Here is a 25,635-nt window from a genome sequence, read left to right on the forward strand (position 1 = left end):
ATACTTACTTTACCTTTAGTGTATTTTCATTTTAAGAATATATCTTTGGTTTCTGTGATTAGTAATGTATTAGTTGTGCCTTTTTTGAGTATTATTATATATTTAAGCATTATAAGTGCTTTAATTTTCCCAATAAGTTTGACATTATCTAAATTTATGGTTATAATAAACAGCCTTATAATAGATATTATAAATAATACTTTAGAATTTTTATATAATTTAAGTTTTAGTTATATTGAATTTGAAGAGGTTAATAATTTAATTGTAATTATGTATTACATTGTAATAGTAATATATATGATATATAAAGAAATAAAGACGGTAAAGGAGCAAAAGCATGAATTACAAGGATATCATCAGAAGCATGAACAACAACGAATTTAAAAGTGTATATCTTTTCTATGGAAGAGAATTTTATTTATTAGAAAATGCAATTAAAACTTGTAAAAACAGTTTAAATGAGAGCATGATAGATTTTAATATGGATATCCTTGATGGAAAAGAATTAACACTAGACCAGGTTTTAAGCAATGCTGAGACACTTCCTTTTATGGACGAGAGAAAGATTTTAATAATAAAAGATTTTGAACTTTTAAAGGGCAAGAAAAAGAATTTCTCGGATAGTGATGAAGCTGAACTTATAGATTATTTAGATAAAATTCCAAGTACTACAGTTATCGTGTTTGTAGTTTATGGAGATGTAGATAAAAGAAAGAGTTTAGTTAAAAAGATTAATAAGGTCGGGATAGTAAATCACTGTGATAAGTTAAGTGATATGGATTTATTTAAATGGATTAAAAATAAGTTTAAGAAAAGTGAAGTACTTATTAATGATTCCGAAGTGATGTATTTTATAGAACAAGAAGGATATCGAGATAAAAATAGTGAAAAAACTTTATCTGATTTAGAAAATGAAGTTAATAAAATAAGTTCTTTTGTAGGTAAGGGTAATAATGTCACTAAACCTATTATTGACAAATTGTCTCAGAAGAAAGTAGAAAATGATATATTTAAGTTAATTGATGAGATAGGAAATAAAAATTCATCTCATGCTATGAAGATAGCTACGGATATGATTTTAGAAGGTGAATCAGTGCTTGGTATATTTGCTATGGTTTCTAAACAATTTAAACTTGTTATGCAAGCTAGACAACTTCAAGTTCAAGGATATTCAGCTAAAGTTATTTCAGAAAAAGTTGGGGCTCATTCTTTTGTAGTTACAAAGGCGCTAAAGCAAGGTAGATTGTTTTCTGATGAAGTAGTAGTAGATATGTTGAATTTCGTATTAGAGAGTGATTTTAAGATTAAAAATGGACTAATGAAAGATACTCTAGCATTAGAAATATTAGTAAGTAAGTATTGTCAATAAAAGAACTGTTAAAAAAAAGGTTACTTCCTGTGGGGCTCGGTGTAAATATGCAATTATATATTTACACTTCGCTTGGTTCGAAGTAAATTATTTTTAATAGTTCTTTTATTTTTTGCATAGAAAAAGACCCCTGATAAAATCAAGGGTCAATATCTATTATAAACGGACAATTAAGCGTTCATTCCGTTTAATTTTTGAGCTAATCTAGCTACTTTTCTAGCTGCAGCGTTTTTGTGTATAGTTCCTTTAGAAGCTACTTGAGATATTCTCTTTTGAGCGTATTGGAATCTAGCAACAGCCTCTTCTCTATTTCCTGCAGTAACAGCTTCTTCAAACTTTCTTATTGCAGTTTTTAATTGAGATTTTCTAGCTCTATTTAAAGCAGTTTTCTTCTCGATAACTTTTATTCTTTTCTTTGCTGATTTTATGTTTGCCATCCGGTTCACCCCCTCGTGAGTAGTTTATATTATTCATCGTCAACATATTAGATTTTAACAGAAATAAATCTAAAAATCAAGGATAATTATTATTAACTTTTTAAATATCTTTCCATTTGACTTTTTAGATTATAACCCATATCAAGATATTTTACAACATACAAATTAATTATTCTAAAAAAATTTAAATTAACTTTATTTGGTTATAAAATTATAAAATTTGTTAACAATCTTTAGTATGATTTAATTTAAACTTTTAATTTGGAGGAAGTTTTATGATAAGCTTGAGAACAGATTTAGCACTAGAGGCTAGAGAAATATACGAACAAGGCAATGATGCCAGTAACATCCCTGGAGTTAAAATAGATACAAAAGAGTTAGAGGATTGTATTGTAACTAAGGTTGAAGTTTTAGATGATCAAGGTGCTGAAATTATGAATAAAGGTATAGGAATTTATACTACAATAGAAAGCAAATTAATGAAGTATGATGATGATGAGTCTAGAGAGCAGGTTACAAATTATTTAAAAGATGAACTTATTGATATACTTGGAACTGATAAAACTAAAAAAACTTTAGTTATTGGACTTGGAAATTGGAATATAACATCAGATGCACTAGGACCTAAGGCAGTTTCAAAAACATTAGTAACTAGACATATTTTTAAAAATTATAATAAAGACTATGATGATGATTTCACAGAAGTTGCAGGGCTTAGTCCTGGGGTTATGGGAATTACAGGTATTGAAACTAGTGAAATAGTAAAAGCTATAGTAGATACTATAAAACCAGATAGAGTTATAGCTATAGATGCACTAGCTTCTAGAAAAATGGAGAGAGTAAATTCTACAATTCAAATTTCAACAGCTGGCATATCTCCTGGTGGAGGAGTTGGAAACAAAAGAAAAGCTTTAAATAAAGAATATTTGGGTGTTGATGTAATAGCTATAGGAGTACCTACAGTTGTTGATGCAGCCACACTTACTAGCGATGTATTAGACCTTGCTATTGATAATTTAATGGAGCAATCAAAAGAAAGTGAAGAATTCTATAATATGTTAAAGCAATTAAAAGAAGATGAAAAATACCATCTTATAAAAGACTCATTAGAGCCATATGATAAAAATCTGATAGTTACTCCAAAGGATATCGATGAAACTATAGAAAATTTAGCCATAATTATAAGCGAAGGACTTAATAGATCATTGCATCCAGGAAGAACTCTAAATTAAGGAGGAGATAGTATGTTATCAAAAAAACTTATAAGCTTAGGTCTTATAACTTCCATAGCATTTGCGGTATGTGTAAAAACCTCGTATGCCTTAGAAGATGAGAAGCTTTTGAATTTTCTTATAAATACTAGTTATCCAGAAACCAAATTAGAACAACCTAAAGAAGAAAATGAAACTAAAGAAACTACTAACAATGATGATGAAGACAAAAAAGATAAATCTGAAAAAAAAGATAAAAATAAGGATAAATCAAGTAAAAAAGAAGATGAATTTATAAAGGCTTATGTTGGAGAAGAAAATGTTCCAACTAAACAAAATTCAAATGAAGTAGCAGTTTCAAGTTCTCAATATGTGGACAATGTATTGGTTACGAAAGAACAACCAGAAATACTTATATATCACACACATGGAGGAGAAACATATGCAAACAATCCAACAGGAAATTATCACTCAGATGATAAAGCAAATTCAACTTTAGAAATAGGATCAGTACTTACAAAGGAATTAAGTAAAAGAGGAAGAGCTGTAGTACATAACACTACATATCATGACCTTCCAGAATTTGTAGGAGCGTATGGAAGAAGTTTAAAAACTATAGAAACTATGCAAGCTAAATATGACAGTTTAGATGTGATCATAGATTTACATAGAGATGGTAGAAAGCTAGAAACTGAGGCGGATGAAAAGAAATTTCATGATGCATGTACTACTAATATAAATGGAGAAAATGTAGCTAAGTTTTTATTTGTAGTAGGTGAAAAAAGTGAAAACTATGAGCAAAATTTAAAGTTAGCACAAGAAATAACTGATTTTGCTGAAAGTAAGTATCCAGGAATAACTAAACCAATAGTACCAAAATCTAATGGTAGATATAATCAATATAAATCAGACAATCCTCTTTTAATAGAAGTAGGAGGTCAAATGAATACGACAGAAGAAGCAAAAGCCTCTACTAAATATATAGCAGAAATTATAGACGAGTTTTTTAAGCAAAAAGGCATATAGGTCTAATCTATGAGTCGTGCAGATCGAAAAATAGAGGAAAAAAATAAGAAAAAGGCTATAAAACCTATTTGTAGAATGGTATTTATAATAACTATGGTATGCATAATGGCTGGATGTGTATTTTTAGTAGATAAAGAAGCTAATCTTATGCTAGGTGAAGTTGACAAGTATAATATAGAAGTATTTATAAATAACCTAGGAAATTCTGTTCAAAAAAGCGTTAAAGACCTAGAAGAGAAGTTAAGTAAACTTAATAATTTAAGATAAATTAGGGTTATCATTTTGATAACCCTAATATTATTTTTACCAATACAACTTTAAATTGTAGTATCAATATTTACATAATGGCGGATATATTATAAAATAAAAGTTATGATAAATAATAAAAGGAGGAATAAAGGTGGACAGCAAACAAAGTAGAACGAGAAATTTTAGTATAATCGCACATATAGACCATGGTAAGTCTACCTTAGCAGATAGATTAATCCAACATACTGGGCTTGTTAGTGACAGAGAAATGAAAGATCAGTTATTAGACAACATGGATCTTGAAAGAGAAAGAGGAATCACTATAAAGCTTCAAAATATTAGATTAGTTTATAAGGCTAAGGATGGACAAGAGTATTTCTTAAACTTAATAGATACTCCAGGACACGTAGACTTTAACTATGAAGTTTCAAGAAGTTTAGCAGCCTGTGAAGGAGCTTTACTTGTAGTAGATGCAGCACAAGGTGTTGAAGCTCAAACATTAGCAAATGTTTACTTAGCAATAGATCAAGATTTAGAGATATTACCAGTTATAAATAAGATAGACTTACCTAGTGCAAGACCGGATGAGATAAAAACAGAAATAGAAGATATAATAGGGCTTGATGCAAGTGAAGCTCCACTTATATCAGCTAAGAGTGGATTAAATATAGAAGATGTATTAGAAGCTATAGTTAAAAACGTACCAGCTCCTACAGGGGATAAAGAAGCTCCTTTAAAGGCTTTAATATTTGACTCATACTATGATGCATATAAAGGTGTTGTAGCTTATGTAAGAGTATTTGGTGGTACTGTTAAAAAAGGTATGACTATAAAGATGATGAACACTAACAAAAAGTTCGAAGTAACTGAAGTTGGTGTTATGGCTCCAGGACAAAGAGAATTAGACGAGTTAAGCGCTGGAGATGTTGGATACATTGCAGCGAGTATAAAAGATATAAGAAGTTGTTGTGTTGGTGATACAATCACTGATGCTGATAATCCAACTGATGAACCAATGCCAGGATACAAGAAGGCAACTCCAATGGTTTACTGTGGTATTTACCCAGGAGAAGGAGAAAAGTACGAAAACGTAAGAGATGCACTAGAAAAACTACAAGTTAATGATGCAGCTCTTGAGTTTGAAGCTGAAAGTTCAGCTGCATTAGGATTTGGATTTAGATGTGGATTCTTAGGACTATTACATATGGAAATAATCCAAGAAAGATTAGAAAGAGAATTCGATTTAGACATAATAACTACAGCACCATCTGTTATATATAAGGTAACAAAAACTGATGGAGAATTAGTTATGGTACAAAATCCAGCAAACTTACCAGAGCGTGATGAGATACAAATGATAGAAGAGCCTATGGTTAAAGGTGATATAATAGTTCCTAAGGATTATGTAGGTACTGTTATGGAGCTTTGTCAAGAAAGACGTGGAGACATGATAAATATGGAATATATAGATGATAAGAGAGTTATGCTTCACTATGATCTTCCATTAAATGAAGTTGTTTATGATTTCTTTGATGCTCTAAAGTCTAGAACAAGAGGATATGGATCACTAGATTACGAGTTAAAGGATTATGTTCCTTCTAAACTTGTAAAACTGGATATATTAATAAATAAAGAACAAGTTGACGCACTTAGCTTCATAGTTCATGAAAGCAAAGCTTACTCAAGAGGTAAGTCAATGTGTGAAAAACTAAAAGGTGAAATACCGAGACACCAATTCCCAGTACCTATACAGGCTGCAGTTGGTAATAAGGTAATGGCTAGAGAAACTATAAGTGCACTTAGAAAAGACGTTCTTGCTAAGTGTTACGGTGGAGATATATCTCGTAAGAAGAAACTTCTTGAAAAGCAAAAAGAAGGTAAGAAACGTATGAGACAAATAGGATCTGTTGAAGTTCCGCAAAAGGCATTCATGTCTGTATTAAAATTAGATAGTTAAAAAAAATAGATGTATTACCTAAAAGGTAATACATCTATTTTTTATTTAAAGTTTTGTTGTGTAAATATAGAAAGTTTTATTATTTTTGACAAAGCAAATTTAAACTACATGAAGACAGAGTTGTTAAATCAATATTTATGCAATAATTAACAAATATGTTTGCCAATAAATTTTCAATATTAGAATCATAGTTATAAATTGGAGAGAAAAAAATATAGTCTGGACTTGCTAGACCTATAATTTCATTTTTTAATTTGAGATAAAATGATTCTATGCTATTTATGAAATTTGGAACTCGAGCATTGCTGATAATTATATTGTCTATTTTATCAACACCTTCTCCAAAAGCCTCGAAACATATTTTTTTACAATTACCTATATATGCAAAACCTTTTATATGAACTTTAATTTCAAAGTCAGCTTTTATATGTTCGGCTACAGTCAAAATTAACTCTTCACAACTGTTATCAGCTAAATTTATATATTTATCTTCAAGATAAATTATATCTTGCAAATTCTTAGATACTTCAGTAACCTCATATCCATTTAGTAATATACTTTTTTTTACTTTGCATAAATTATATTGAAAATTAGTCTCTATTATTTCTATTTTAGAATCACAAGGAAGGCAACAATCACAACAAATATCAAACTTAATTGGTATATTAGAACTAAGTTTGTTTATTGCCTTACTAAAATCATATATTCTGTCTATATTTACAGGGCATAACATTTTATTGCTGTCACATTTACTTTTCATAGATATATTCACCCCTAATAAGCATATATTGCATGTATATGCTGTTTAACCAACAAAAGTTATCAATTTATTTAAAAAATTTATTGGTTTTTTTGTAGCATTATTTGGTTTATGACCATATATATATATTGAGATTCAAATCTCGCTAAAAAATAAAAAAAATAGGGAGTGTTTTAAAAATGTTTGATTGTAAATTTATAAGTGAATATATAGGGAATTTAGAATATGTATCAACTGGATTATTATCTATAATTAATACTAACATATTAGCAAATGCTAATACAGCTTATACACAAATAAAAGATGGTACAGGAGTTTGTATACCGTTTAGTGATGATTCTAATGCAGCACTATTTGATTGTAGTAGCTGGCAAAGTATAAGAAATTTATTATTAGTTGACAGTGGAGGTTCAAATCCAGGTCTTATTCAAATACTTTGTGATACATTAGATTGTATATCAAAAAAAGTTACGGGATTAGGACATGGACTAGCATCTCAATTTGAAAGATTTGCTTGTTTATGTAAATCTTTAAGAGATAGATTAGATTGTATAGTATGTAATGAAACTTGTCCAGAAATACTAGGAGATTTCTTGTGCTTATTATTACAAATATTGACTAAGTTAATATCTGCAGTGTCTAAATCTGCAACTTTAGTTTATTATGCTGACTGTGATAGAACAAGTGCTAATGCAAATAGTATAGTTGTTGCATTCTTTGATTGTATGGCTTGTGACTTTGTAAATGATTTATGCGAACTTGAAAGATTAGTAAACGAATTAAATGCTATAGTTATAGGATTTGCAACTTGTAACTTACAACAATGTACACCTTGCTATGTTGCACCATGTGCACCTAAAAAAGTTAGACCTGTGTGTCCTCCTAATATGATGAACGATGGCTATGGAAATAGACCTAGACCAGGTGGAGGTTGTGGTTGTAATTGCAACAAAGGATGTAAATAATTCTTAATTCAAGGGGCAAGCCCTAAATAGGGCTTGTTCTTTAAATATAATAGTAAAGGAGTAAAAATATGATTTGTATTGACAGTTTGAGATTTATATATAATGAATTGAATAAAATTAAGTTTAATATATTTTGTAATTGTAGCTGTTGTAAAAATGAATATAGTTTAATAAAAGAAGTAGCTTGTTTGTTAATAGATGAAGATTGCAGTTGTTATGATTGTGATTGTAATAAAAATTATTGTGATAATTTAATAGATAAGCTTATATGTATTGTTTGTCAAATAGAAGATGATGCTAGCTGCAATAAAAGTTATGCATATCTACTACAATTAGATAGATTTAAATGTATATTGAGAAATATTAAAAATTTATTATGTCAGTTGAAATGTTTATGTAGTAAGGATTGTTGTTTAGTATCAAAAGTTCTTTGTTCTTTGATAGAAGTATTAGAAATAATGGCAACTATAATATCAAAACTGAATAATATAGAATGTCTAATAAATTCTCATAGAGAATGTAAATGCGATATACTAGAATGTTTACTTTGTTCATTAACTGAAGATATAAATAAATTAGAGTGTGAAGTTTCTGAATTGGCTCAATTAGTGCTTCATATAGCTTCACAAAATATAATAAATTGCACTGTGTGTACAACATCGAGCAATTATAGCTGTAAAAAGAATGATTGTCCATGTGAATGTAATAGTAGTTCTAATTATAATTCGAAAATATGTGATCCAAAATTCACGAAATATTATAAATAAGGAGATGTTAATATGGCTTATGATTCAAATTATGGTGCATGTTGTAGCACTTGTGGAAGCTCTTCAGGATGTTCTTGTGGTTGTGGAGGATATGACTATTCATCATGTTCACCAGGTTACAATCCAATAAATACTAGTAACTCATTTTGTCCAAATGTAGAAGGAAGTACATCTCAAGGTGGAAGCGCTACAGGAAATAATAGTAGTGTGAATGTAAGTGTAGAAGCAAGTGGAAGAGATGGTGATGATTGTTGTTGTAAAGATGGAGTGAAAAAATTATTAGACTATTTATATAAAAAATCTTTGAGCATAGATAATCCAACTGATAGCATATGTATATATGGCGATATAATACCTTCAGATATAATAAATGCTGATTGTATTGTTCCACCAGCATTACTGTATGTAGCTAATACAGCTACTAGTAACTTAATTTCAACTATATCTATAAATAATGATTTAGTAAAGTTTGGTCTTGATAGAGTATCTTTATGTGCTATATCTGTAATAAAATTTAAATTTAAAATAACAACTACAGATACTATTTTAAATGATCTTAGAACGGAGTTTTACTATACACCTAAATGTAATTGCTGTTGCGACTGCGGACCAGGAATGGGAGAAGCACTTTATTTACATGGCTTAGGAATAGGGTATAACTTAATAATAAAAGACACATTATTATCATCATCAGGAACTTTGACAGGTCTTGGAGCTATAAATGGAGTAACTTTAGCAGCAGTTGACTCTGATATAGCTATATTCTACGATAATACAGCTAAAGTATACTTGGGAATACCTACTTGTAAAATAGCAAAATTCACTCCAATTGCATAATCTTAAAAAATAGAAAGGAGACTTTTATATGAATCAAAATAATGGCTGCTGTACACCTCCATACCCTAAAAAAGATGACTGTTGTTGTAAAGATGGAATAATATGTGCACTAGATTTGTTTTATCAAGATTTTTTATCAACTACTCAATGTTTCAAAGAAATAAAATATTACCCTGCATTACCAACCTTTGATGTTGGGGGAACAATTAAAATCATACCTAACACTATAACTGACATATTATATATTACACCAGATATAGTACCTATATATACAGATGATACAAAAGAAGATTTGACATACTTAAATATATGCAAAATAAATGGATTTGAATTTACAATAGATACCACTAACACTAGTTGTAATTTTAAAGATACAGATATAACTAATAGATTTAATAAAGTGAGATATGTATCTCCAAAATCATGTTGTTGTAAAAATGGAATATTAGAATATTTACTAAAAACAAGAGAATTTTTACAAACACCACCTAAGGTTAATGCAGCTATAATATCTACTAGCACAAATAGCTTTAAAATAACTGATATATTAGCTATAAATCCAGATACTTTATGGGCTAAAAATGTTATAACAGATCCTACAGCAAGTACAACGTATTATGTTTTATCTTTATGTGAAATAACTGGTATAACTTTAGATAAGTTTCCTTTAATATAAATTATCTAAAATAATAAGGGTGTGATTATAGTTGAATAACTCAAATGATTGTTGTTGTACATGTGGACTTAAAAAAGCTATATGTATTATAAATCAATTAATAGACTTAGATTTAGTAGACTCAGAGAAATTATTAGATGTATATTACGCTTCTGATTTGAGTTTAAGTAAATCTGTGCTAAAAGAAAGTTTATATCCAAATTTAATATCTTTAATTAAAGAAGAAAATGGTGTTGAAACAGTAAATATAGAACTGTGCTTGGAGTTTTTGAATGCTGTAGCTATAAATCCTGCATCGGATTATCAAAGTATAATAAATATATTAAATAAAAATTATTATCATTTATTAAGCTTAGAAACACCATGTGATGAAAATTGCTGTTGTAAGAATAGTTTCATAGATTATTTTAAAGATAAATATCTACAGCCGATATATGAGGATAGAGTATTTAAATTAGGAGTATGTGGTATAAATGAACCTATACCCACAGGGGATAACAAATGCACCGTAATACATCTAGACTATGATGTTGGATGGTTTTTAGATATAAAAAATTCTCTGATATATTTAGTTCCATTATGTAAAATATATGGTGCGATAAAATAAATAATAAAAGTCCACTTGTATGATATCTATAAGTGGACTTTTATTATTTATTTTTTATTAAATATAAAATTGTTAGAATCTTATGAAAATAAGGTCGAAAACCAATAAATGCTTAATAAATAATTAGCAAATTGTTATCATAAAAAATAAAATAAAGAAGAATTATAACTATAATATAAAAAAAAAAATAAAAGTGTCGAAATGTATTGTTATTTAAGAAAAAATGTAGTAATATTCATATTGGACATTTTAATAACGCAGAAATATAAGGAGGAAAACGATGAGCAACAAAGGACTTCAAAAGACGTTAGGTTTTTCAGCAGCTCTTTCTACAGTTGTTGGTATGGTTATAGGTGGAGGGGTATTCTTTAAGCCTCAAGCTATATATTCAGCAACAGGTGGAGCTCCAGGATTAGGTATGTTAGCTTGGATTATAGCTGGTGTTATAACAATAGCAGCAGGACTTACAGCAGCTGAGGTTTCAGCAGCAATACCAAAGACTGGTGGAATGATGATATATATCAAAGAGATATATGGAGACAGATTAGGATTCTTAACAGGGTGGATGCAAGCGGTGTTATTCTTCCCAGCTACAGCAGCAGCACTAGGTGTAATATTTGCACAACAGGCAGCTACATTAATAGGACAAAGCGAAACAAATATGGCAGTTGTATTGCCAATAGCATTAGGAATTATATTATTTTTAGCAATAATAAACACAATAGGATCTAAATTAGGTGGAACAATACAAACAGTAGCGACTGTATGTAAATTAATACCATTAGCCCTTATAATAGTATTTGGATTTATAAATGGATCAGGAGATAACTCTATAACTACTCCATTCATAGGAGAAGACTTATCATTTGGAACAGTTTTAGGACAAGTTTTAATAGCAGCATTATTCGCATATGATGGATGGATAAATGTTGGAGCTATAGCAGGGGAAATGAAAAACCCAGGTAAAGACTTACCTAAAGCAATAGTTGGTGGTTTATCAATAGTTATGGCAGTTTATGTAGTTATAAACTTAGCTTATTTATGGGTTGTACCAGCAGATCAAATGGCACAAGTAAGTGCTCCAGCAGCATTAGTTGCAGAGAAGATATTTGGACCAATAGGTGGTAAATTAGTAACTGGTGGTATATTAATATCAGTATTTGGTGGATTAAATGGATACTTATTAACTGGACCAAGAATAACATATGCATTAGCTTGTGAAGGAACATTACCAGGAAGCAAAACATTATCTAAGTTAAACAACGGTGGAGTTCCAGCGAACGCTATATTATTAATGGCAATACTTGCTTGTTTATATGCTTTAACTGGTCAATTCAACTTATTAACTGACTTAACAATATTCATAATATGGGTATTCTACGTATTAACTTTCGTAGGTGTAATGAAGTTAAGAAAAGATCAACCAAACTTAGAGAGACCTTACAGAGTACCTTTATATCCAATAATACCATTAATAGCAATAGCTGGTGGATTATTCGTTATAGTTAACCAATTAATGAACAATACTGTAATAGCAGTAGGTGGATTAATAGTAACAGCTATAGGATTACCTGTTTACTCAGTAATGACAAAGAAAAATAATAACTAATTAATATATGAAAGAGATAGTATTTTAATACTATCTCTTTTTTTTATACTAAAATTAAATAAGATGAGTATAAAAATAGAAAAGTTTAATTAGGAGATTAGGATATATATAAATTAAGGTATAATATAAACAATGATATTTAATACAAAGGAGAACTTATGTTAGGACTATATATACATGTGCCTTTTTGTGCGCAAAAATGTTATTACTGTGATTTTAACTCGTACAAAATTAAAAGTAATGAAAAAGAAGATTACTTAATAAATATAGAAAGAGAGATGCTTTTATATAAAGACAAATTTAAGGACAAGTCTTTTGATACAGTATTTCTTGGAGGCGGAACACCAAGTATTTTAAAAGTTGATGAATTAAAAAGACTTATGAGTAAAATGTATGAAAATTTCAATATAAAAGAGGATGCTGAAATAACTATAGAATGCAATCCGGGAACAATAAATAAAGAAAAGCTAGAAGCTATGAAAAAAATAGGCATAAACAGATTGAGTATTGGTCTTCAAGCTACACAAAATTATCATCTTAAATCTATAGGAAGAATACATACATATGAAGAGTTTGAGAAAAACTACTATGATGCTATAGACATAGGTTTTGAAAATATAAATATAGACTTAATGTATGCTCTTCCAAACCAAAAAGAAGAAGAATGGAAAGATACTTTAGATAAGATTATAAAATTAAATCCGTCACATATATCGGCATATTCTCTTATATTAGAAGAGGGTACCAAGCTTTATGATATGTATGAAAATAATGAGTTTAATCTTCTTGATGAAGATACAGATATAGAAATGTATAATTACACAATAAATACATTAAAAGATAATGGCTATAATCAGTACGAAATATCTAATTATTCAAAATATGAAAAAGAATGTAAACACAATATTATCTATTGGAAGTGTGATAACTATCTAGGGTTAGGGCCTGGAGCATCTGGGTATATAGAAGATACAAGATATTCGAATGTAGAAGATTTAAACGAGTATAATAACAAACTAAACCAAAATTTAAAGCCTATAAATGAAGAAAATAAATTAAGTGATAAAGATAAGATAGAAGAATTTATTTTTATGGGGCTTAGAATGAATGAAGGAATAAGTTTAGATATATTTGAAAAAAGGTTTAAAATTGATTTTAAAGATCTATATAAAAATGCTTTAGAAAAATTAATAGCTAATAAGCTTATAAAGATGGAAGATTCCAACGTTTCTTTAACTCAAAAGGGAAGAGAAATATCAAATAGTGTTTTTATAGAGTTTATAAATTAATTAAAAAGTGTTGACAAAGAAAATTTAAAGTGATATAAAATATATATAATCTTTTAGCACTCCAACATAATGAGTGCTAACAAAAGAGGAGGGTTTTGATTATGACGGAGTTAAATGAAAGAAAATTAGATATCCTCAAAGCTATAGTCAAAGACTATATAGATACTGCAGAAGCTGTAGGATCTAGAACTCTTTCTAAAAAGTATGAGTTGGGCGTAAGTGCAGCTACTATAAGAAATGAAATGGCTGACTTAGAAGAATTAGGATATTTAATACAACCTCATACCTCCTCAGGAAGAATTCCTTCAGAAAAAGGATATAAACTTTATGTTGATTCGCTTATGAAAGAATATGAGTTAGATAATATTGAAAAGAACTTAATTGAAGAATCAATAAATCATAACATGAATTATATGAATGATTTGATACATGAAACATCTAAGTTAATATCAAAGTTAACAAATTATACAACAATAGCTGTTACTAAAAATGTATCAAACTTACAAAATATAAAACATATTCAATTAGTTGGATTAGATGAAAAAAGTATAGTTTTAGTTATAGTTACTGAAAAAGGTGATATTAAAAATACTACTCTTTCAACTAACATACAAATTGATCAAGCTAAGCTTAATTTGATTTCTGATAAACTTACTAGAAAGCTCTCGGGTAAAAATATATCTGAGATTGATGAAGAGTTTTTAAATTACATAAAATATGAAATTACAGAAAACTCTTTGATAATAGATAAGCTTATAGATTCATTAAATCTTGGCATTGAAGAAAACAATACATCAATGTCATTAAGTGGAGCAACTAATATTTTTAATTTTCCTGAGTTTAGCGATGTAGTTAGAGCAAAAACATTTTTAACTATGTTAGAGGAAAAAGAGAATATATCTAATATGCTAAAATCAAAAGGAATTCAAAAAGAAAACCTAAATATAATTATAGGTAGTGACAATGACTGCGAGGTAGCTCAAGATTGTAGTATTATAACTGCAACTTACAATATAGATAAAGATGTAGTAGGAAAAATTAGTTTAATTGGTCCAACTAGAATGGATTATGCAAAAGTATATTCAATACTTAACTATATGGGACTACTACTAAACAAAAAATAGTTAGGGGTGTAAGTTTTGGAAAATAATAAGCAAGAAGAATTACAAGAAGAAATAAACGATAATACATCAGAGGAAGTTGAAGAAACTATTGAAGAGGCTATAGAGGAAGCAACTGAAGCTAAAGAAAGCTTAGAATCTGACAACAAAGAAGAAAAAATAGAAGAACTTACAGATACTCTTCAAAGACTTCAAGCAGAATATGCAAACTATAGAAGAAGAACTCAACAAGAGAAAGAAACTATGGGCATATTTGCTAATGAAAAAATATTAAATGAGTTAATACCAGTTATGGATAATATGGAAAGAGCTATGGATGCTTGTACTGATAAAGAAGATAGTATGTATAAAGGTATAGACATGGTTCAAAAACAATTAAAAGCTACATTTGAAAAATTCGGACTAGAAGAAATAAAAGCTGAAGGTCAAGAATTTGATCCAAACCTACACTTAGCGGTTATGCAAGAACCAGTAGATGGAGTTGATGCTAATCAAGTGGTTATGGTTTTACAAAAAGGGTATAAATTAAATACAAAGACATTAAGACCTGCAATGGTTAAAGTATCTTGTTAATATAAAATATAAAATTTAAATTGATTAAAATCAATTAACATATAAAATTCGAGGAGGCTATTAAAATGGGAAAAATAATAGGAATTGACTTAGGAACAACAAACTCTTGTGTTGCAGTATTAGAAGGTGGAGAACCTCAAATAATACCAAACAGTGAAGGAATGAGAACTACTCCATCAGTAGTTGCATTTACAAAAGATGGAGAAAGAATAGTAGGAGAGCCTGCAAAAAGACAAGCAGTAACTAATGCAGATAGAACAATAATATCTATAAAAACTCACATGGGAACAGACTACAAAGTTGACATAGATGGAAAAGATTATAGTCCACAAGAAATATCAGCTATAATATTACAAAAATTAAAAGCTGATGCAGAAAGCTACTTAGGGCAACCTGTAACTGAAGCTGTTATAACAGTTCCAGCATACTTCACAGATGCTCAAAGACAAGCAACTAAAGATGCAGGTAGAATAGCAGGACTTGATGTTAAGAGAATAATAAACGAGCCAACTGCTGCTGCACTAGCTTATGGTATGGATAAATTAGATCAAGAAAAGAAAATATTAGTATTTGACTTAGGTGGAGGTACTTTTGACGTATCTGTTCTTGAAATAGGAGATGGAACTTTCGAAGTTTTAGCTACTGCTGGTAACAACAGATTAGGTGGAGATGACTTTGACCAAGTTATAATAGATTACTTAGCTGAAGAATTCAAAAAAGCTGAAGGTGTAGACTTAAGAAATGATAAGATGGCTCTTCAAAGATTAAAAGAAGCTGCTGAGAAAGCTAAAAAAGAATTATCATCAACAATGAGTACTAACATAAACTTACCTTTCATAACAGCTACAGCTGAAGGTCCAAAACATATGAACATAGATTTATCAAGAGCTAAATTTGATGAATTAACTGCTGGATTAGTAGAAAAAACTATGGAACCAACTAGAAGAGCATTACAAGATGCTGGACTTTCAACTTCTGATATAGATGATGTATTATTAGTAGGTGGATCTACAAGAATACCAGCTGTTCAAGAAGCTGTTAAGAAATTCATAGGAAAAGAACCTCACAAAGGTATAAACCCAGACGAATGTGTTGCTGCAGGTGCTGCTATACAAGGTGGAGTTTTAGCTGGAGATGTTAAAGACTTATTACTTTTAGATGTTACTCCATTATCTTTAGGAATTGAAACTATGGGTAACGTAATGACTAAAATAATAGAAAGAAATACTACTATACCAACTAAGAAATCTCAAGTATTCTCAACTGCTGCAGATAACCAAACTGCTGTTGATATACATGTTTTACAAGGTGAAAGAAGTATGTCTTACGACAACACTACTTTAGGTAGATTCCAATTAACTGATATACCACCAGCTCCAAGAGGAATACCTCAAATAGAAGTTACTTTCGATATAGATGCTAATGGTATAGTTCATGTTACAGCTAAAGATTTAGGAACTGGAAAAGAGCAAAAAGTAACTATAACTTCAGGAACTAACTTAAGTGAAGATGAAATACAACAAAAAGTTAAAGAAGCTGAAATGAATGCTGAAGCTGATAAAGAAAAGAAAGATAAAATAGAAGCTGTAAACCAAACAGAAGCTACTATATACCAAATGGAAAAAACTTTAGCTGATGCAGGAGATAAAGTAGAACCTGCTGCTAAGAGTGAAGTAGAAGCTGAAATAGTAAAATTAAAAGAATTAAAAGAAAAAGAAAATGTTACAGCTGAAGAATTAAATAAAGCTATGGAAGAGTTAAACAACAAATTCCACAAAATAGCTGAACAAATGTATCAACAAGCTGGAGCTGAAGGTCAAGCTCAAGGTCAAGAAGAAACTAAACAAGATGACAATGTAGTAGATGCTGATTTTAGAGAAGTTGATGATCAAAAATAGTATTTAAAAAACATTTATACTTGTATATAATAAATATATAAAATTAATAATAGCTTGTAGATGTCTACAAGCTATTGTTATGTATTACAAAGGTGGTGGCAAGCGTGGCTAAAAGAGACTATTACGAGGTGTTAGGCGTTGATAAAGGTGCTGATGCACAAACGTTAAAAAAAGCATATAGAAAACTTGCTATGCAGTACCATCCAGATAGAAATCCGGATGATGCAGAGGCTGAAGCAAAGTTTAAAGAAGCAAATGAAGCATATGAAGTATTATCAGATGAAACAAAGAGAGCTAATTATGATCAATTTGGACATGAAGGCGCAAACGGCGGTTTCGGTGGACAAGGTGGATTCGGAGGCTTCGGTGGTGGAGCTGGCGGATTTGAAGATATATTTGGTGATATATTCGGAGATATGTTTGGTGGAGGCTTCGGCGGAGGCGGAAGACCAAGAAGAAGAGGTCCTGAACGTGGAGCTGATATAAAACAAACTGTAAATATATCATTTGAAGAAGCTGCATTTGGAGTTAAAAAATCTGTTAAGATAAATAGAACAGAAGAGTGTAGTGAATGTCATGGTACAGGAGCTAAACCTGGAACTTCTAAGAAAACTTGTCCAACATGTAATGGTGAAGGAGAAGTTAGAACTGCACAAAGAACTCCATTTGGAAACATAATGAGTTCAAGAGTATGTTCTACATGTAACGGTGAAGGAGAAGTATTTGAATCTCCATGTACTAAGTGTGGTGGAAGTGGTAAAGTTAGAAAAACTAAAACTATAGAAGTTGATATACCAGCAGGTATAGATGATGGACAAATAATAAAATTAACAGGTCAAGGTGACTTAGGTGCTAAAGGTGGACCAAGAGGAGATTTATACATTATAGTAAATGTAAGAGCTCATGAATTGTTCACTAGAGATGGATTTGATGTTTACTTTGAATTACCTATAACATTTGTTCAAGCAGCACTTGGTGATGAAATAGAAGTACCTACTTTAGATGGTAAGGTAATGTATAACATACCAGCTGGAACTCAAACTGGAACTGTATTTAGATTAAGAGAAAAAGGTATACCAAAAATGAGAGGAAACTCTAGAGGTGACCAATATGTTAAGGTTGTAGTTGAGATTCCTAAGAAATTAAATGATAAACAAAAAGAACTTTTAAAAGCTTTTGCTGAGTCTTGTGGAGATGAAGTTCACGAAAAAAAGAAGACTTTTGGGCAAAAAATAGAAGATTTCTTTAAAGGGAAATAGATAAAAGAGACTGTATTTAGGGCGCTCAGGGTTAATATATAAGTTTTGCTTCATGCACGCTAAAAAGATGCGCGCAAATGTAGCTGCAACTTATATATTAACCCTTTGCTAGGACTAAATATAGTCTCTTTTTGTGTGTGGAAAATGGAGTGAACCATTTTAACTTACTAGGCATAATATATAGTACTCTAAATATGTTATGAGGTGAGGCTGATATGGGGAATTTTAATTTTGTTATAGATGGAAAATATATAACTTGCGAAGAAGATTTACATGAGTTTATATTAGATAAGATAAATTCAGGTAGTGATGATATGGTAATAGATGAAGATGATTATAGAGGTCGAAAAAAGAAAAAGAAGCCAGAGTGTAAGCCTCAAGGGCCTAAACCTGTTTGTTTGAAGCTTATGTTTCCATACAAGGTAGAAGTTATGTGTGGATGTAAGCAAATGATATTTGGAATTTTGGTAGATGGCAATGGTCATCCTATTAAAAATCCTATAATAGAATTTGAATTATCTGATTACAGCTTGGGTAATCTTAGTTTTAGTCCAGCACTTAGTTTCGGAGATGGATGCTTTTGTACTACGTTTGTAGGAGAGCGAGTTGGTAGAGGCTTTATAAAAATGTGTTGTAAGGGTACAGATTTAGATAAAATTGTACCAGTAGAAGTTAGAAGTAATAATTGTTGCTAAAAAAGTGCTGACTAAAGTTAGCACTTTTTTGCTTTAGAAAATAAATTTATACATTTAATAATCACTAAGCTGCTAACCGTATTGTTTTAAATCTAACTAAAATAGGTATATATAAAAGTGAAATTAAATTAGGAGGTTGGTATTTTGAAGAAAAAATGGAGAGCGCTTACTATAATTGCTATGGCGTCATTTATAATGGTTATTGATTCTACAGCTATGAATGTATCTATATCTAACCTGGTTAATGACTTACATACAGATATTAGTACAATACAGTTGATTATGGCTTCATACACATTAATTATGGCTATTTGCATGTTGCCAGGTGCAAAGATTGCAGATATTATAGGTGCTAAAAAAGCTTTTACATTTGGAGCTGTATTATATGGAGTGGGGACTTTAACAGCTTCAATTAGTCAAAATGTAGGGATGTTATTTATAGGATGGGCATTGATTGAAGGGGTAGCAGCCGCACTTATGATGCCGACTGCATTGGCTTTAATTACATCTGCATATAAAGGTAAGGATAGAGTAGTCGCAATGTCTATATACACAGCTATGTCATCAGTAGCGCTTGCAATAGGCCCTATATTTGGAGGTATTATAACAACTTACTTCTCATGGCGTTATGTTTTTGCTATTGAAGCGCTTATAGTAGTTTATATTTTAATGAACTTTAAGGCTATAAATGAAATAGATTGCGAACAAGCAAATAAAGATGCTAAGTTTGATTTTTTAGGAAGTTTAATTTCAGCAATAGCACTAATTAGTATAGTAGGAGGAGCTTTGCAATCTAAAACATATGGATGGATTATATCAAAAAAAGCTTTTAGTTTTGGATTTATAACATTATCTAAAGGCTCAATTTCAATATCTATTGTACTTATATTAACTGGATTATTATTTTTAGGTATATTTATTTTATGGCTAAAGATAGCTAAAAATAATAATAGACAAGCATTAATTGATATAGATATATTTAAATGTAGAAACTTTGATGTGGTATTAATTATCAATGCATGCATACAAATATCTCTTGCTGGGATAATGTTTGTTACACCAATTTACCTTCAAAGTGTATTAAAATATGATGCATTAAAAACAGGTATGACAATTATGCCACTATCTATTACTTTACTTATAACATCTATGTTTGTAGTTAAATTAATAAGCAAATTTGATCAAAGATATATTATTTGTACAGGCGCAATGTCTATATTGTTAGGTGGGGTATATATGTATTTTATATTCAATGGAGGGGGAACAGTAAGTGGAATTAAAATATTGCCAGCTATGTTATTTTTAGGAATGGGAATAGGGTGCTCACTTACTCTCACTAGTAATATTGCATTATCATCTATTGATAAAAAACTTTCAAATCAAGGTTCAGGTATGATAACAACTGTAAATAATTTAGCATCATCACTTAGTACAGCTGTTATTGGATCTTTATTAATATCTGGAATAAATATTGGAATTGCTAAATACTTTATAGCAGATTTTTCTAACCAATTTGGTAAATATTCAGTTCATGAAATATTGGGAAAAATTAATGAAACTACTATGAGATTAAATGCTAATCCAATTAATAAATCTGATTTAAGTAATAGTCAAATACATCAAATTATGGATATTATAACTAGAGGGATGAATGCATCTATGCAAAGAATATTTATAATAGTAATAGTTATGGCTATTTTAGCGGGAATTATAGCTCTTATAGGTATTTCAATTAAAAAGAATTCAGGTAACAAAGATGAAGTAAAAGGAGAATACAACAAAGAGCAAAAGGCTTCATAGAAAATTAGGGGGGGTACTTTTAAGCATTCTAATTTTATGGGAAAATTTTAAATTTTATATATAACATATTATTTTAAAATAAAATAGAGTATTATAGTATATAGAGGTGAAAGTATGAGACAGTATAAATATTTAATATTCGATTTAGATGATACTTTATTAGATTTTCAAGATAATGAGAGAAAATCTTTAGAAGTAATTTTTGAAAAATATAATATTCCATTTGATGAAAAAACAATAAATGAATATAAAACTATTAACAGAAGATTTTGGAGTCAAATAGAACAAGGTTCTATAAAAAAGGAAGAAGCTTTAACTAAAAGATTTGAAGAGTTTTTTGCTTTATATGGACACAATGTTCAAGGTGAAGTGGTAGAAAGTGAATACCAAAATTGTTTAAACAAAGGGCATAAAACAATACCTAAGGCTATGGAAATTTTAATGGACTTAAAAATAAAAGGTTATAAAATATTCGCAGGAACTAATGGAATAGGGCAAACGCAAAAACAAAGACTTAAAGATTCAAGATTAGTAGACTTATTTGACGATGTATTTATTTCAGAGGAAATGGGCGTTGAGAAGCCTAATTCAAAGTTCTTTGAAATAATTTTTGATAAATATGATTTTATGAACAAAGAAGAAACATTAATGATAGGTGATAGTTTAGCATCTGATATTAAAGGGGCTAATAACTTTGGGATTGATTGTATATGGTTTAATCCTTTAAATAATGATTGTGGGGATGTAAAACCAACTTATGAAGTACATTCTTTATGTGAAATAGTATCAATGTTAAGTAAAGAAGCTAGTGAAGCTGTTTAAAGGAGCATATGCTCCTTTTTTTATTGTTGAAATTTAAGGTTATATAAATTTTGATTAATTAACTACCTATGATTGGCATAGAGTGAATATATTGATTACTTTCAATTTGATTAACCATAAAATAAGCTATATCTTCTCTAGAGATATTGAACTTCATTTTTACATCACCAAATCCCACTTTTACATTACCAGTGAAGGGAGTATTTTTGGGAGCCATAAATCTAACTATTGTCCAATCCAAATTAGAATTTACCACTAATGCATTTACTTCTAAAAGAACTTTTTTTGCTTTTGGAAGCATAATTGAAGCCATAATACCAGGCACAATCGTAATAAATGAACGTGTATCTTTTGAAAAACTTATACTTGGAGTTGACCAATCAATTAGCCTTCCTACATTTGTTTCCTCCATTGCACGTATAATATTTTTATGTGCTTCAATTGAAGATGTATCTTCAATTCCAAATTTCATAGAAATACCAAGAGATATAACTACTGCATCACAGCCATTAATAGTCTCTTTTATTTTTTGGTAGTCTGATACTTGCCCTACAAATATATTCAAATTTTCGTGTGTAATTTTTAATTTTTCTGGATTACGAACATATGCATTGACTTTGTAGCCTTTTTTTAGAGCGTGACTTGTAATGAATTTTCCAATTCCGCCTGTCGCACCAAATACTGCAATTTTCATAATAGAATCTCCTTTTAATTTATATTAATTGATTTATCCAATATAACATAGTACAATATTTAAAAAAAGTACAATATTTAAATATAGATACTATCATAAATGATAGTATAGGAGGGATAAAATGCAAAGATATGGTAATGAAACTTATCAAGATTGCCCATTTGCTAAAGTTCAAAAGATTGTAAGTGGGAAATGGAATATGTTAATCATATATTTATTAAGTAATGAAATTCTTAGATTTGGAGAGTTACATAGAAAACTACCGGATATGACTCAGGCGACTTTATCAAAGCAATTAAAAAGCTTAGAAGAATATGGAGTGATATCTAGAAAATCATACAACCAGATACCTCCTAAAGTTGAATATTCATTAACAGAAATTGGGGTGAAATTTTTACCAGTATTAACAGCATTAGAAACATGGTCAATTGAATATGAAAAGTATCAAGATGAAAAATTTAATGAATAATAACAAATTGTATTATTATAATAAAATAGTATAATATGTATATTACAAAATAAACTTAAAATAAAAGTAGTGGGGACGTGATTGTGTGATAATAGGAATTCTTGGACCACTAGATTCGGCTATAAGAATAGAAAATAATTTAAAAGATATAGATAGTAGTTTAGAAACTAAATTATATACAAAAGAAAAGATAGTAGAATCAGTAGAGTTAATAGAACAATGTGAATGTGAATGTGATGGGATAATATTAACTGGGTGTGGAGTTTATGAAGAAATAAAGAAAAAATATGATATAAAAAAGCCTCATTCATTTGTAAATAGAAGTGATACAAGTATACTAAAAGCATTTTGGGAAATTCGTAATTTAAAAAAGGACATAGATAAATTTAGTATAGATGTAGTTGAAGATGATATGGTTAAAGATGTAGTTGAAGAGTTTGGTATAAATCATGAGAATATATATTGTTTACCATTTTCAACAGACATAAATGAAGATGAATATTTAGCTTGGCACATGGATTTATTTATAAGTGGGAAGATAAATATTATGATCACTGGATTTATGAATATATACAATCAATTAAAAGACAAAGGTTATCCTATAATATTACTTAAGCCAACGAAGTCTTTAGTTAAAGTATCTTATGATGAAGTTATAAATCAATTTGCCATTAATAAAGCTGAATACTCTCAAATAGCAGTTGAAATTTTTAACTTTGGCAATGCTTCTAACAACATAGAAAGTTATTATTCAAACATGATAAAGAAAACGGATATAGATAAACATATAATATCATATGTACGAAGTATAAATGGAGCTGTATTCCCATTTGGGCGTAATGAATATATTATTTTTAGCAATAAGGGGTCTGTAAATAAAAATAGTAACTATGAAAAACTATTAAATTTACAAAAGGAAATTAAAACACTAGGATTTGATTTAAATATAGGAATAGGTTTTGGAGCTACTGCATTTAAAGCAGAAATAAATGCTCATAAAGCCCTAGATAGAGGTCTGGATTCAGGGGAATCATATATATACTCAATAGATGAAGATGAAAATCTTACAGGTCCACTAGGTTTAGAAAATGAGCTTAGTTATTGTATAATACCTAATGATAAAGGGATTTTAGAAATATCTGAGAAGACAGGGTTAAGTTGCGAAACTATTTCTAAAATAATGGGAATAAATGAAATTAGAGGTAGCAATATCTATGATTCAAAAGAATTAGCAGGGTACTTAGATTTAAGTGATAGAAGTGCTAGACGGATACTTCAAAAAATAACTGCGGCAGAGCTTGGAAAAGTTCATGCAAAAGAAAGTAGCAAAGGTGCAGGAAGACCAAAGAATTTAATAGAAATATTATTTTAATAATTAAGTAGTATTTTAAAGCATAGTTTTAGCTTTAAAATACTACTTTTTAAATTTAAAAAGATCTATCCAACATTTCATAATCAGCTATTTGGAGCTCTTTTGTAGAAGCATAGAAATAGGCAGATACTACAATAACGGCTATAAAAAATAAGAACAGCATAAAATTAGACCTCCTGTCAGATAAGATACATTCAAAAATAGATTTATTAACTAAATGTAATTTGAAATATACATAGATTATAAAATACTAACCTTAAATTAACGTTAAGTAAAAAATGAGGAAAATGTTTCTTTTATATATTGACAACATTCTACAAATATTATATTATTCAATTAAGGACATATTACGGACTTGTCAATAATGAAAAAATAATTATGAAAACGTTTTAAAACAAAGGAGGAATTATAATGGATAATTTAAGAAGTGTATTTGAAGCAGATTATTTAAAAATGGCGAACCATCCACTAATGTGGTTAGCTGCAGGACTTGCTGTAACAGTAGTTATAGTACAATCTATAGTATTTTTTAGAAAATCATTAGTAGCAGCAAAAGAAATGGGAATTCAAGATAAACAAGTTAAGGCAGCTATAAAAAGTAGTGCCATATCATCAATAGGACCATCAATAGTTATATTAGTTGGTATGATATCTTTACTAGTTTCAATGGGTGGACCAATTTCTTGGATGAGACTTTCATTTATAGGATCAGTTAACTATGAGCTTATGGCAGCAGGATTTGGTGCAGAAGCTATGGGAGCAAAACTTGGAGCTGGAATGGACCCAATGGTATTTGCTTGTGCAGTGTGGGTAATGGTTTTAGGTTCTTTAGGATGGTTAGTATTCACATTATTATTCACTGATAAAATGGATAAAGTTAATCACTTATTATCAAGCGGAAATGAAAAACTAGTACCAATAATATCAGCTTGTGCAATGCTTGGAGCATTTGCTTACTTAGCATCAGGAAACTTTATAACAGGAGAAGGTTCAGTAACTTTCACATCACCAGCGGCAGTAGCTACAATAATTGGATGTGTGGTTATGATGGGACTATCTAAAATTGCAAAAGATAAAAATATACAATGGATAAAAGAATGGGCATTATCAATATCAATGTTCTCAGGAATGATAATCGGAACAGTATTAATAAATGTAATATAAGGAGGGGAA

At 29.6% G+C, this 25,635-nt stretch carries 26 protein-coding genes; 23 read left to right on the forward strand and 3 right to left on the reverse strand.

The window, feature by feature from the left end; genetic code table 11:
• The coding region (locus tag ACRCYC_RS01155) for a ComEC/Rec2 family competence protein (RefSeq protein ID WP_438617353.1) at positions 1 to 384 on the forward strand (384 nt) is incomplete at its 5' end.
• Positions 338 to 1,369 carry a DNA polymerase III subunit delta gene (gene holA, locus ACRCYC_RS01160; RefSeq protein WP_438617354.1) on the forward strand — a complete coding sequence of 344 codons (1,032 nt, stop codon included), beginning with the start codon at positions 338 to 340 and terminating at the stop codon, positions 1,367 to 1,369. The genes ACRCYC_RS01155 and holA, both read left to right, overlap by 47 nt.
• 170 nt (positions 1,370 to 1,539) lie before the next feature.
• Here holA and rpsT read toward each other — a convergent pair whose 3' ends face one another.
• Positions 1,540 to 1,806 (reverse strand): 30S ribosomal protein S20, encoded by a 267-nt coding sequence (gene rpsT / locus ACRCYC_RS01165; RefSeq protein ID WP_438617355.1) that lies wholly within the window; start codon positions 1,804 to 1,806, stop codon positions 1,540 to 1,542.
• Between the two features lie 275 nt (positions 1,807 to 2,081).
• Between rpsT and gpr the strand changes: the two genes are divergently transcribed.
• The 4 genes from gpr (at position 2,082) to lepA (ending at position 6,249) form a co-directional block, all read left to right on the forward strand.
• Positions 2,082 to 3,038: a GPR endopeptidase gene (gpr, locus tag ACRCYC_RS01170; protein WP_438617356.1), complete on the forward strand. Its 957-nt coding sequence runs from the start codon at positions 2,082 to 2,084 to the stop codon at positions 3,036 to 3,038.
• Positions 3,039 to 3,050: 12 nt separating this feature from the next.
• Positions 3,051 to 4,043 (forward strand): stage II sporulation protein P, encoded by a 993-nt coding sequence (spoIIP, locus tag ACRCYC_RS01175; protein ID WP_438617357.1) that lies wholly within the window; start codon positions 3,051 to 3,053, stop codon positions 4,041 to 4,043.
• 9 nt (positions 4,044 to 4,052) lie between these two features.
• Entirely contained in the window at positions 4,053 to 4,310 is a 258-nt protein-coding gene (locus ACRCYC_RS01180; protein WP_438617358.1) for a hypothetical protein, read from the forward strand.
• Positions 4,311 to 4,443: 133 nt separating this feature from the next.
• Positions 4,444 to 6,249, forward strand: coding sequence for a translation elongation factor 4 (gene lepA / locus ACRCYC_RS01185; protein WP_438617359.1), 1,806 nt, complete (start codon positions 4,444 to 4,446; stop codon positions 6,247 to 6,249).
• 79 nt (positions 6,250 to 6,328) lie between these two features.
• Here the strand turns inward: lepA and ACRCYC_RS01190 are convergent, their stop codons facing one another.
• Positions 6,329 to 7,009 carry a hypothetical protein gene (locus ACRCYC_RS01190; protein WP_438617360.1) on the reverse strand — a complete coding sequence of 227 codons (681 nt, stop codon included), beginning with the start codon at positions 7,007 to 7,009 and terminating at the stop codon, positions 6,329 to 6,331.
• A 179-nt stretch (positions 7,010 to 7,188) separates the two neighbouring features.
• Here ACRCYC_RS01190 and ACRCYC_RS01195 point away from each other — a divergent pair, with 179 nt between their 5' ends.
• The 14 genes from ACRCYC_RS01195 to ACRCYC_RS01260 all read left to right on the forward strand — a co-directional run bounded on the left by ACRCYC_RS01195 (position 7,189) and on the right by ACRCYC_RS01260 (position 21,927).
• A complete protein-coding gene (locus ACRCYC_RS01195) occupies positions 7,189 to 7,974 on the forward strand; it encodes a hypothetical protein (protein ID WP_438617361.1) in 786 nt (261 codons plus the stop codon).
• Between the two features lie 68 nt (positions 7,975 to 8,042).
• Positions 8,043 to 8,741: a hypothetical protein gene (locus tag ACRCYC_RS01200; protein WP_438617362.1), complete on the forward strand. Its 699-nt coding sequence runs from the start codon at positions 8,043 to 8,045 to the stop codon at positions 8,739 to 8,741.
• A 12-nt stretch (positions 8,742 to 8,753) separates the two neighbouring features.
• A complete protein-coding gene (locus tag ACRCYC_RS01205; RefSeq protein WP_438617363.1) occupies positions 8,754 to 9,578 on the forward strand; it encodes a hypothetical protein in 825 nt (274 codons plus the stop codon).
• 28 nt (positions 9,579 to 9,606) lie between these two features.
• On the forward strand, positions 9,607 to 10,254 hold the full coding sequence (locus ACRCYC_RS01210; RefSeq protein ID WP_438617364.1) for a hypothetical protein: 648 nt from the start codon (positions 9,607 to 9,609) through the stop codon (positions 10,252 to 10,254).
• A 31-nt stretch (positions 10,255 to 10,285) separates the two neighbouring features.
• A complete protein-coding gene (locus ACRCYC_RS01215; protein ID WP_438617365.1) occupies positions 10,286 to 10,861 on the forward strand; it encodes a hypothetical protein in 576 nt (191 codons plus the stop codon).
• A 280-nt stretch (positions 10,862 to 11,141) separates the two neighbouring features.
• Positions 11,142 to 12,470 carry an APC family permease gene (locus ACRCYC_RS01220; protein WP_438617366.1) on the forward strand — a complete coding sequence of 443 codons (1,329 nt, stop codon included), beginning with the start codon at positions 11,142 to 11,144 and terminating at the stop codon, positions 12,468 to 12,470.
• A gap of 158 nt (positions 12,471 to 12,628) precedes the next feature.
• Entirely contained in the window at positions 12,629 to 13,759 is a 1,131-nt protein-coding gene (hemW, locus tag ACRCYC_RS01225) for a radical SAM family heme chaperone HemW (RefSeq protein ID WP_438617367.1), read from the forward strand.
• Positions 13,760 to 13,860: 101 nt separating this feature from the next.
• Entirely contained in the window at positions 13,861 to 14,883 is a 1,023-nt protein-coding gene (hrcA, locus tag ACRCYC_RS01230) for a heat-inducible transcriptional repressor HrcA (RefSeq protein WP_438617368.1), read from the forward strand.
• Between the two features lie 15 nt (positions 14,884 to 14,898).
• Positions 14,899 to 15,453, forward strand: coding sequence for a nucleotide exchange factor GrpE (gene grpE / locus ACRCYC_RS01235; protein WP_438617370.1), 555 nt, complete (start codon positions 14,899 to 14,901; stop codon positions 15,451 to 15,453).
• 65 nt (positions 15,454 to 15,518) lie between these two features.
• Positions 15,519 to 17,351 (forward strand): molecular chaperone DnaK, encoded by a 1,833-nt coding sequence (gene dnaK / locus ACRCYC_RS01240; RefSeq protein WP_438617371.1) that lies wholly within the window; start codon positions 15,519 to 15,521, stop codon positions 17,349 to 17,351.
• A gap of 104 nt (positions 17,352 to 17,455) precedes the next feature.
• Positions 17,456 to 18,610 (forward strand): molecular chaperone DnaJ, encoded by a 1,155-nt coding sequence (dnaJ, locus tag ACRCYC_RS01245; RefSeq protein WP_438617372.1) that lies wholly within the window; start codon positions 17,456 to 17,458, stop codon positions 18,608 to 18,610.
• Between the two features lie 215 nt (positions 18,611 to 18,825).
• A complete protein-coding gene (locus ACRCYC_RS01250) occupies positions 18,826 to 19,305 on the forward strand; it encodes a hypothetical protein (RefSeq protein WP_438617373.1) in 480 nt (159 codons plus the stop codon).
• 144 nt (positions 19,306 to 19,449) lie between these two features.
• Positions 19,450 to 21,105 carry an MFS transporter gene (locus ACRCYC_RS01255; RefSeq protein WP_438617374.1) on the forward strand — a complete coding sequence of 552 codons (1,656 nt, stop codon included), beginning with the start codon at positions 19,450 to 19,452 and terminating at the stop codon, positions 21,103 to 21,105.
• A gap of 114 nt (positions 21,106 to 21,219) precedes the next feature.
• Positions 21,220 to 21,927, forward strand: coding sequence for a YjjG family noncanonical pyrimidine nucleotidase (locus tag ACRCYC_RS01260; RefSeq protein ID WP_438617375.1), 708 nt, complete (start codon positions 21,220 to 21,222; stop codon positions 21,925 to 21,927).
• Between the two features lie 58 nt (positions 21,928 to 21,985).
• Here the strand turns inward: ACRCYC_RS01260 and ACRCYC_RS01265 are convergent, their stop codons facing one another.
• Positions 21,986 to 22,621 (reverse strand): NAD(P)-dependent oxidoreductase, encoded by a 636-nt coding sequence (locus ACRCYC_RS01265; protein ID WP_438617376.1) that lies wholly within the window; start codon positions 22,619 to 22,621, stop codon positions 21,986 to 21,988.
• Positions 22,622 to 22,742: 121 nt separating this feature from the next.
• Here ACRCYC_RS01265 and ACRCYC_RS01270 point away from each other — a divergent pair, with 121 nt between their 5' ends.
• From ACRCYC_RS01270 to ACRCYC_RS01280, 3 genes are all read left to right on the forward strand, one after another.
• Entirely contained in the window at positions 22,743 to 23,090 is a 348-nt protein-coding gene (locus ACRCYC_RS01270; protein ID WP_438617377.1) for a winged helix-turn-helix transcriptional regulator, read from the forward strand.
• Positions 23,091 to 23,175: 85 nt separating this feature from the next.
• Positions 23,176 to 24,462, forward strand: coding sequence for a transcriptional regulator (locus ACRCYC_RS01275; RefSeq protein ID WP_438617378.1), 1,287 nt, complete (start codon positions 23,176 to 23,178; stop codon positions 24,460 to 24,462).
• 411 nt (positions 24,463 to 24,873) lie between these two features.
• Positions 24,874 to 25,626 carry a DUF5058 family protein gene (locus ACRCYC_RS01280; protein ID WP_438617379.1) on the forward strand — a complete coding sequence of 251 codons (753 nt, stop codon included), beginning with the start codon at positions 24,874 to 24,876 and terminating at the stop codon, positions 25,624 to 25,626.
• The last annotated feature ends 9 nt before the right edge of the window (positions 25,627 to 25,635 follow it).

Origin of the sequence: Paraclostridium sp., from assembly GCF_051657365.1 — a bacterium.
Classification (GTDB): domain Bacteria; phylum Bacillota; class Clostridia; order Peptostreptococcales; family Peptostreptococcaceae; genus Paraclostridium.

What these genes read in the sequence shown, in the direction of transcription:
- holA (WP_438617354.1), top strand. Translation starts at nt 338, where the DNA reads ATGAATTACAAGGATATCATCAGAAGCATGAACAACAACGAATTTAAA.
- rpsT (WP_438617355.1), bottom strand. Translation starts at nt 1,806, where the DNA reads ATGGCAAACATAAAATCAGCAAAGAAAAGAATAAAAGTTATCGAGAAG.
- gpr (WP_438617356.1), top strand. Translation starts at nt 2,082, where the DNA reads ATGATAAGCTTGAGAACAGATTTAGCACTAGAGGCTAGAGAAATATAC.
- spoIIP (WP_438617357.1), top strand. Translation starts at nt 3,051, where the DNA reads ATGTTATCAAAAAAACTTATAAGCTTAGGTCTTATAACTTCCATAGCA.
- ACRCYC_RS01180 (WP_438617358.1), top strand. Translation starts at nt 4,053, where the DNA reads ATGAGTCGTGCAGATCGAAAAATAGAGGAAAAAAATAAGAAAAAGGCT.
- ACRCYC_RS01190 (WP_438617360.1), bottom strand. Translation starts at nt 7,009, where the DNA reads ATGAAAAGTAAATGTGACAGCAATAAAATGTTATGCCCTGTAAATATA.
- ACRCYC_RS01195 (WP_438617361.1), top strand. Translation starts at nt 7,189, where the DNA reads ATGTTTGATTGTAAATTTATAAGTGAATATATAGGGAATTTAGAATAT.
- ACRCYC_RS01200 (WP_438617362.1), top strand. Translation starts at nt 8,043, where the DNA reads ATGATTTGTATTGACAGTTTGAGATTTATATATAATGAATTGAATAAA.
- ACRCYC_RS01205 (WP_438617363.1), top strand. Translation starts at nt 8,754, where the DNA reads ATGGCTTATGATTCAAATTATGGTGCATGTTGTAGCACTTGTGGAAGC.
- ACRCYC_RS01210 (WP_438617364.1), top strand. Translation starts at nt 9,607, where the DNA reads ATGAATCAAAATAATGGCTGCTGTACACCTCCATACCCTAAAAAAGAT.
- ACRCYC_RS01220 (WP_438617366.1), top strand. Translation starts at nt 11,142, where the DNA reads ATGAGCAACAAAGGACTTCAAAAGACGTTAGGTTTTTCAGCAGCTCTT.
- hemW (WP_438617367.1), top strand. Translation starts at nt 12,629, where the DNA reads ATGTTAGGACTATATATACATGTGCCTTTTTGTGCGCAAAAATGTTAT.
- hrcA (WP_438617368.1), top strand. Translation starts at nt 13,861, where the DNA reads ATGACGGAGTTAAATGAAAGAAAATTAGATATCCTCAAAGCTATAGTC.
- dnaK (WP_438617371.1), top strand. Translation starts at nt 15,519, where the DNA reads ATGGGAAAAATAATAGGAATTGACTTAGGAACAACAAACTCTTGTGTT.
- ACRCYC_RS01250 (WP_438617373.1), top strand. Translation starts at nt 18,826, where the DNA reads ATGGGGAATTTTAATTTTGTTATAGATGGAAAATATATAACTTGCGAA.
- ACRCYC_RS01260 (WP_438617375.1), top strand. Translation starts at nt 21,220, where the DNA reads ATGAGACAGTATAAATATTTAATATTCGATTTAGATGATACTTTATTA.
- ACRCYC_RS01265 (WP_438617376.1), bottom strand. Translation starts at nt 22,621, where the DNA reads ATGAAAATTGCAGTATTTGGTGCGACAGGCGGAATTGGAAAATTCATT.
- ACRCYC_RS01270 (WP_438617377.1), top strand. Translation starts at nt 22,743, where the DNA reads ATGCAAAGATATGGTAATGAAACTTATCAAGATTGCCCATTTGCTAAA.
- ACRCYC_RS01280 (WP_438617379.1), top strand. Translation starts at nt 24,874, where the DNA reads ATGGATAATTTAAGAAGTGTATTTGAAGCAGATTATTTAAAAATGGCG.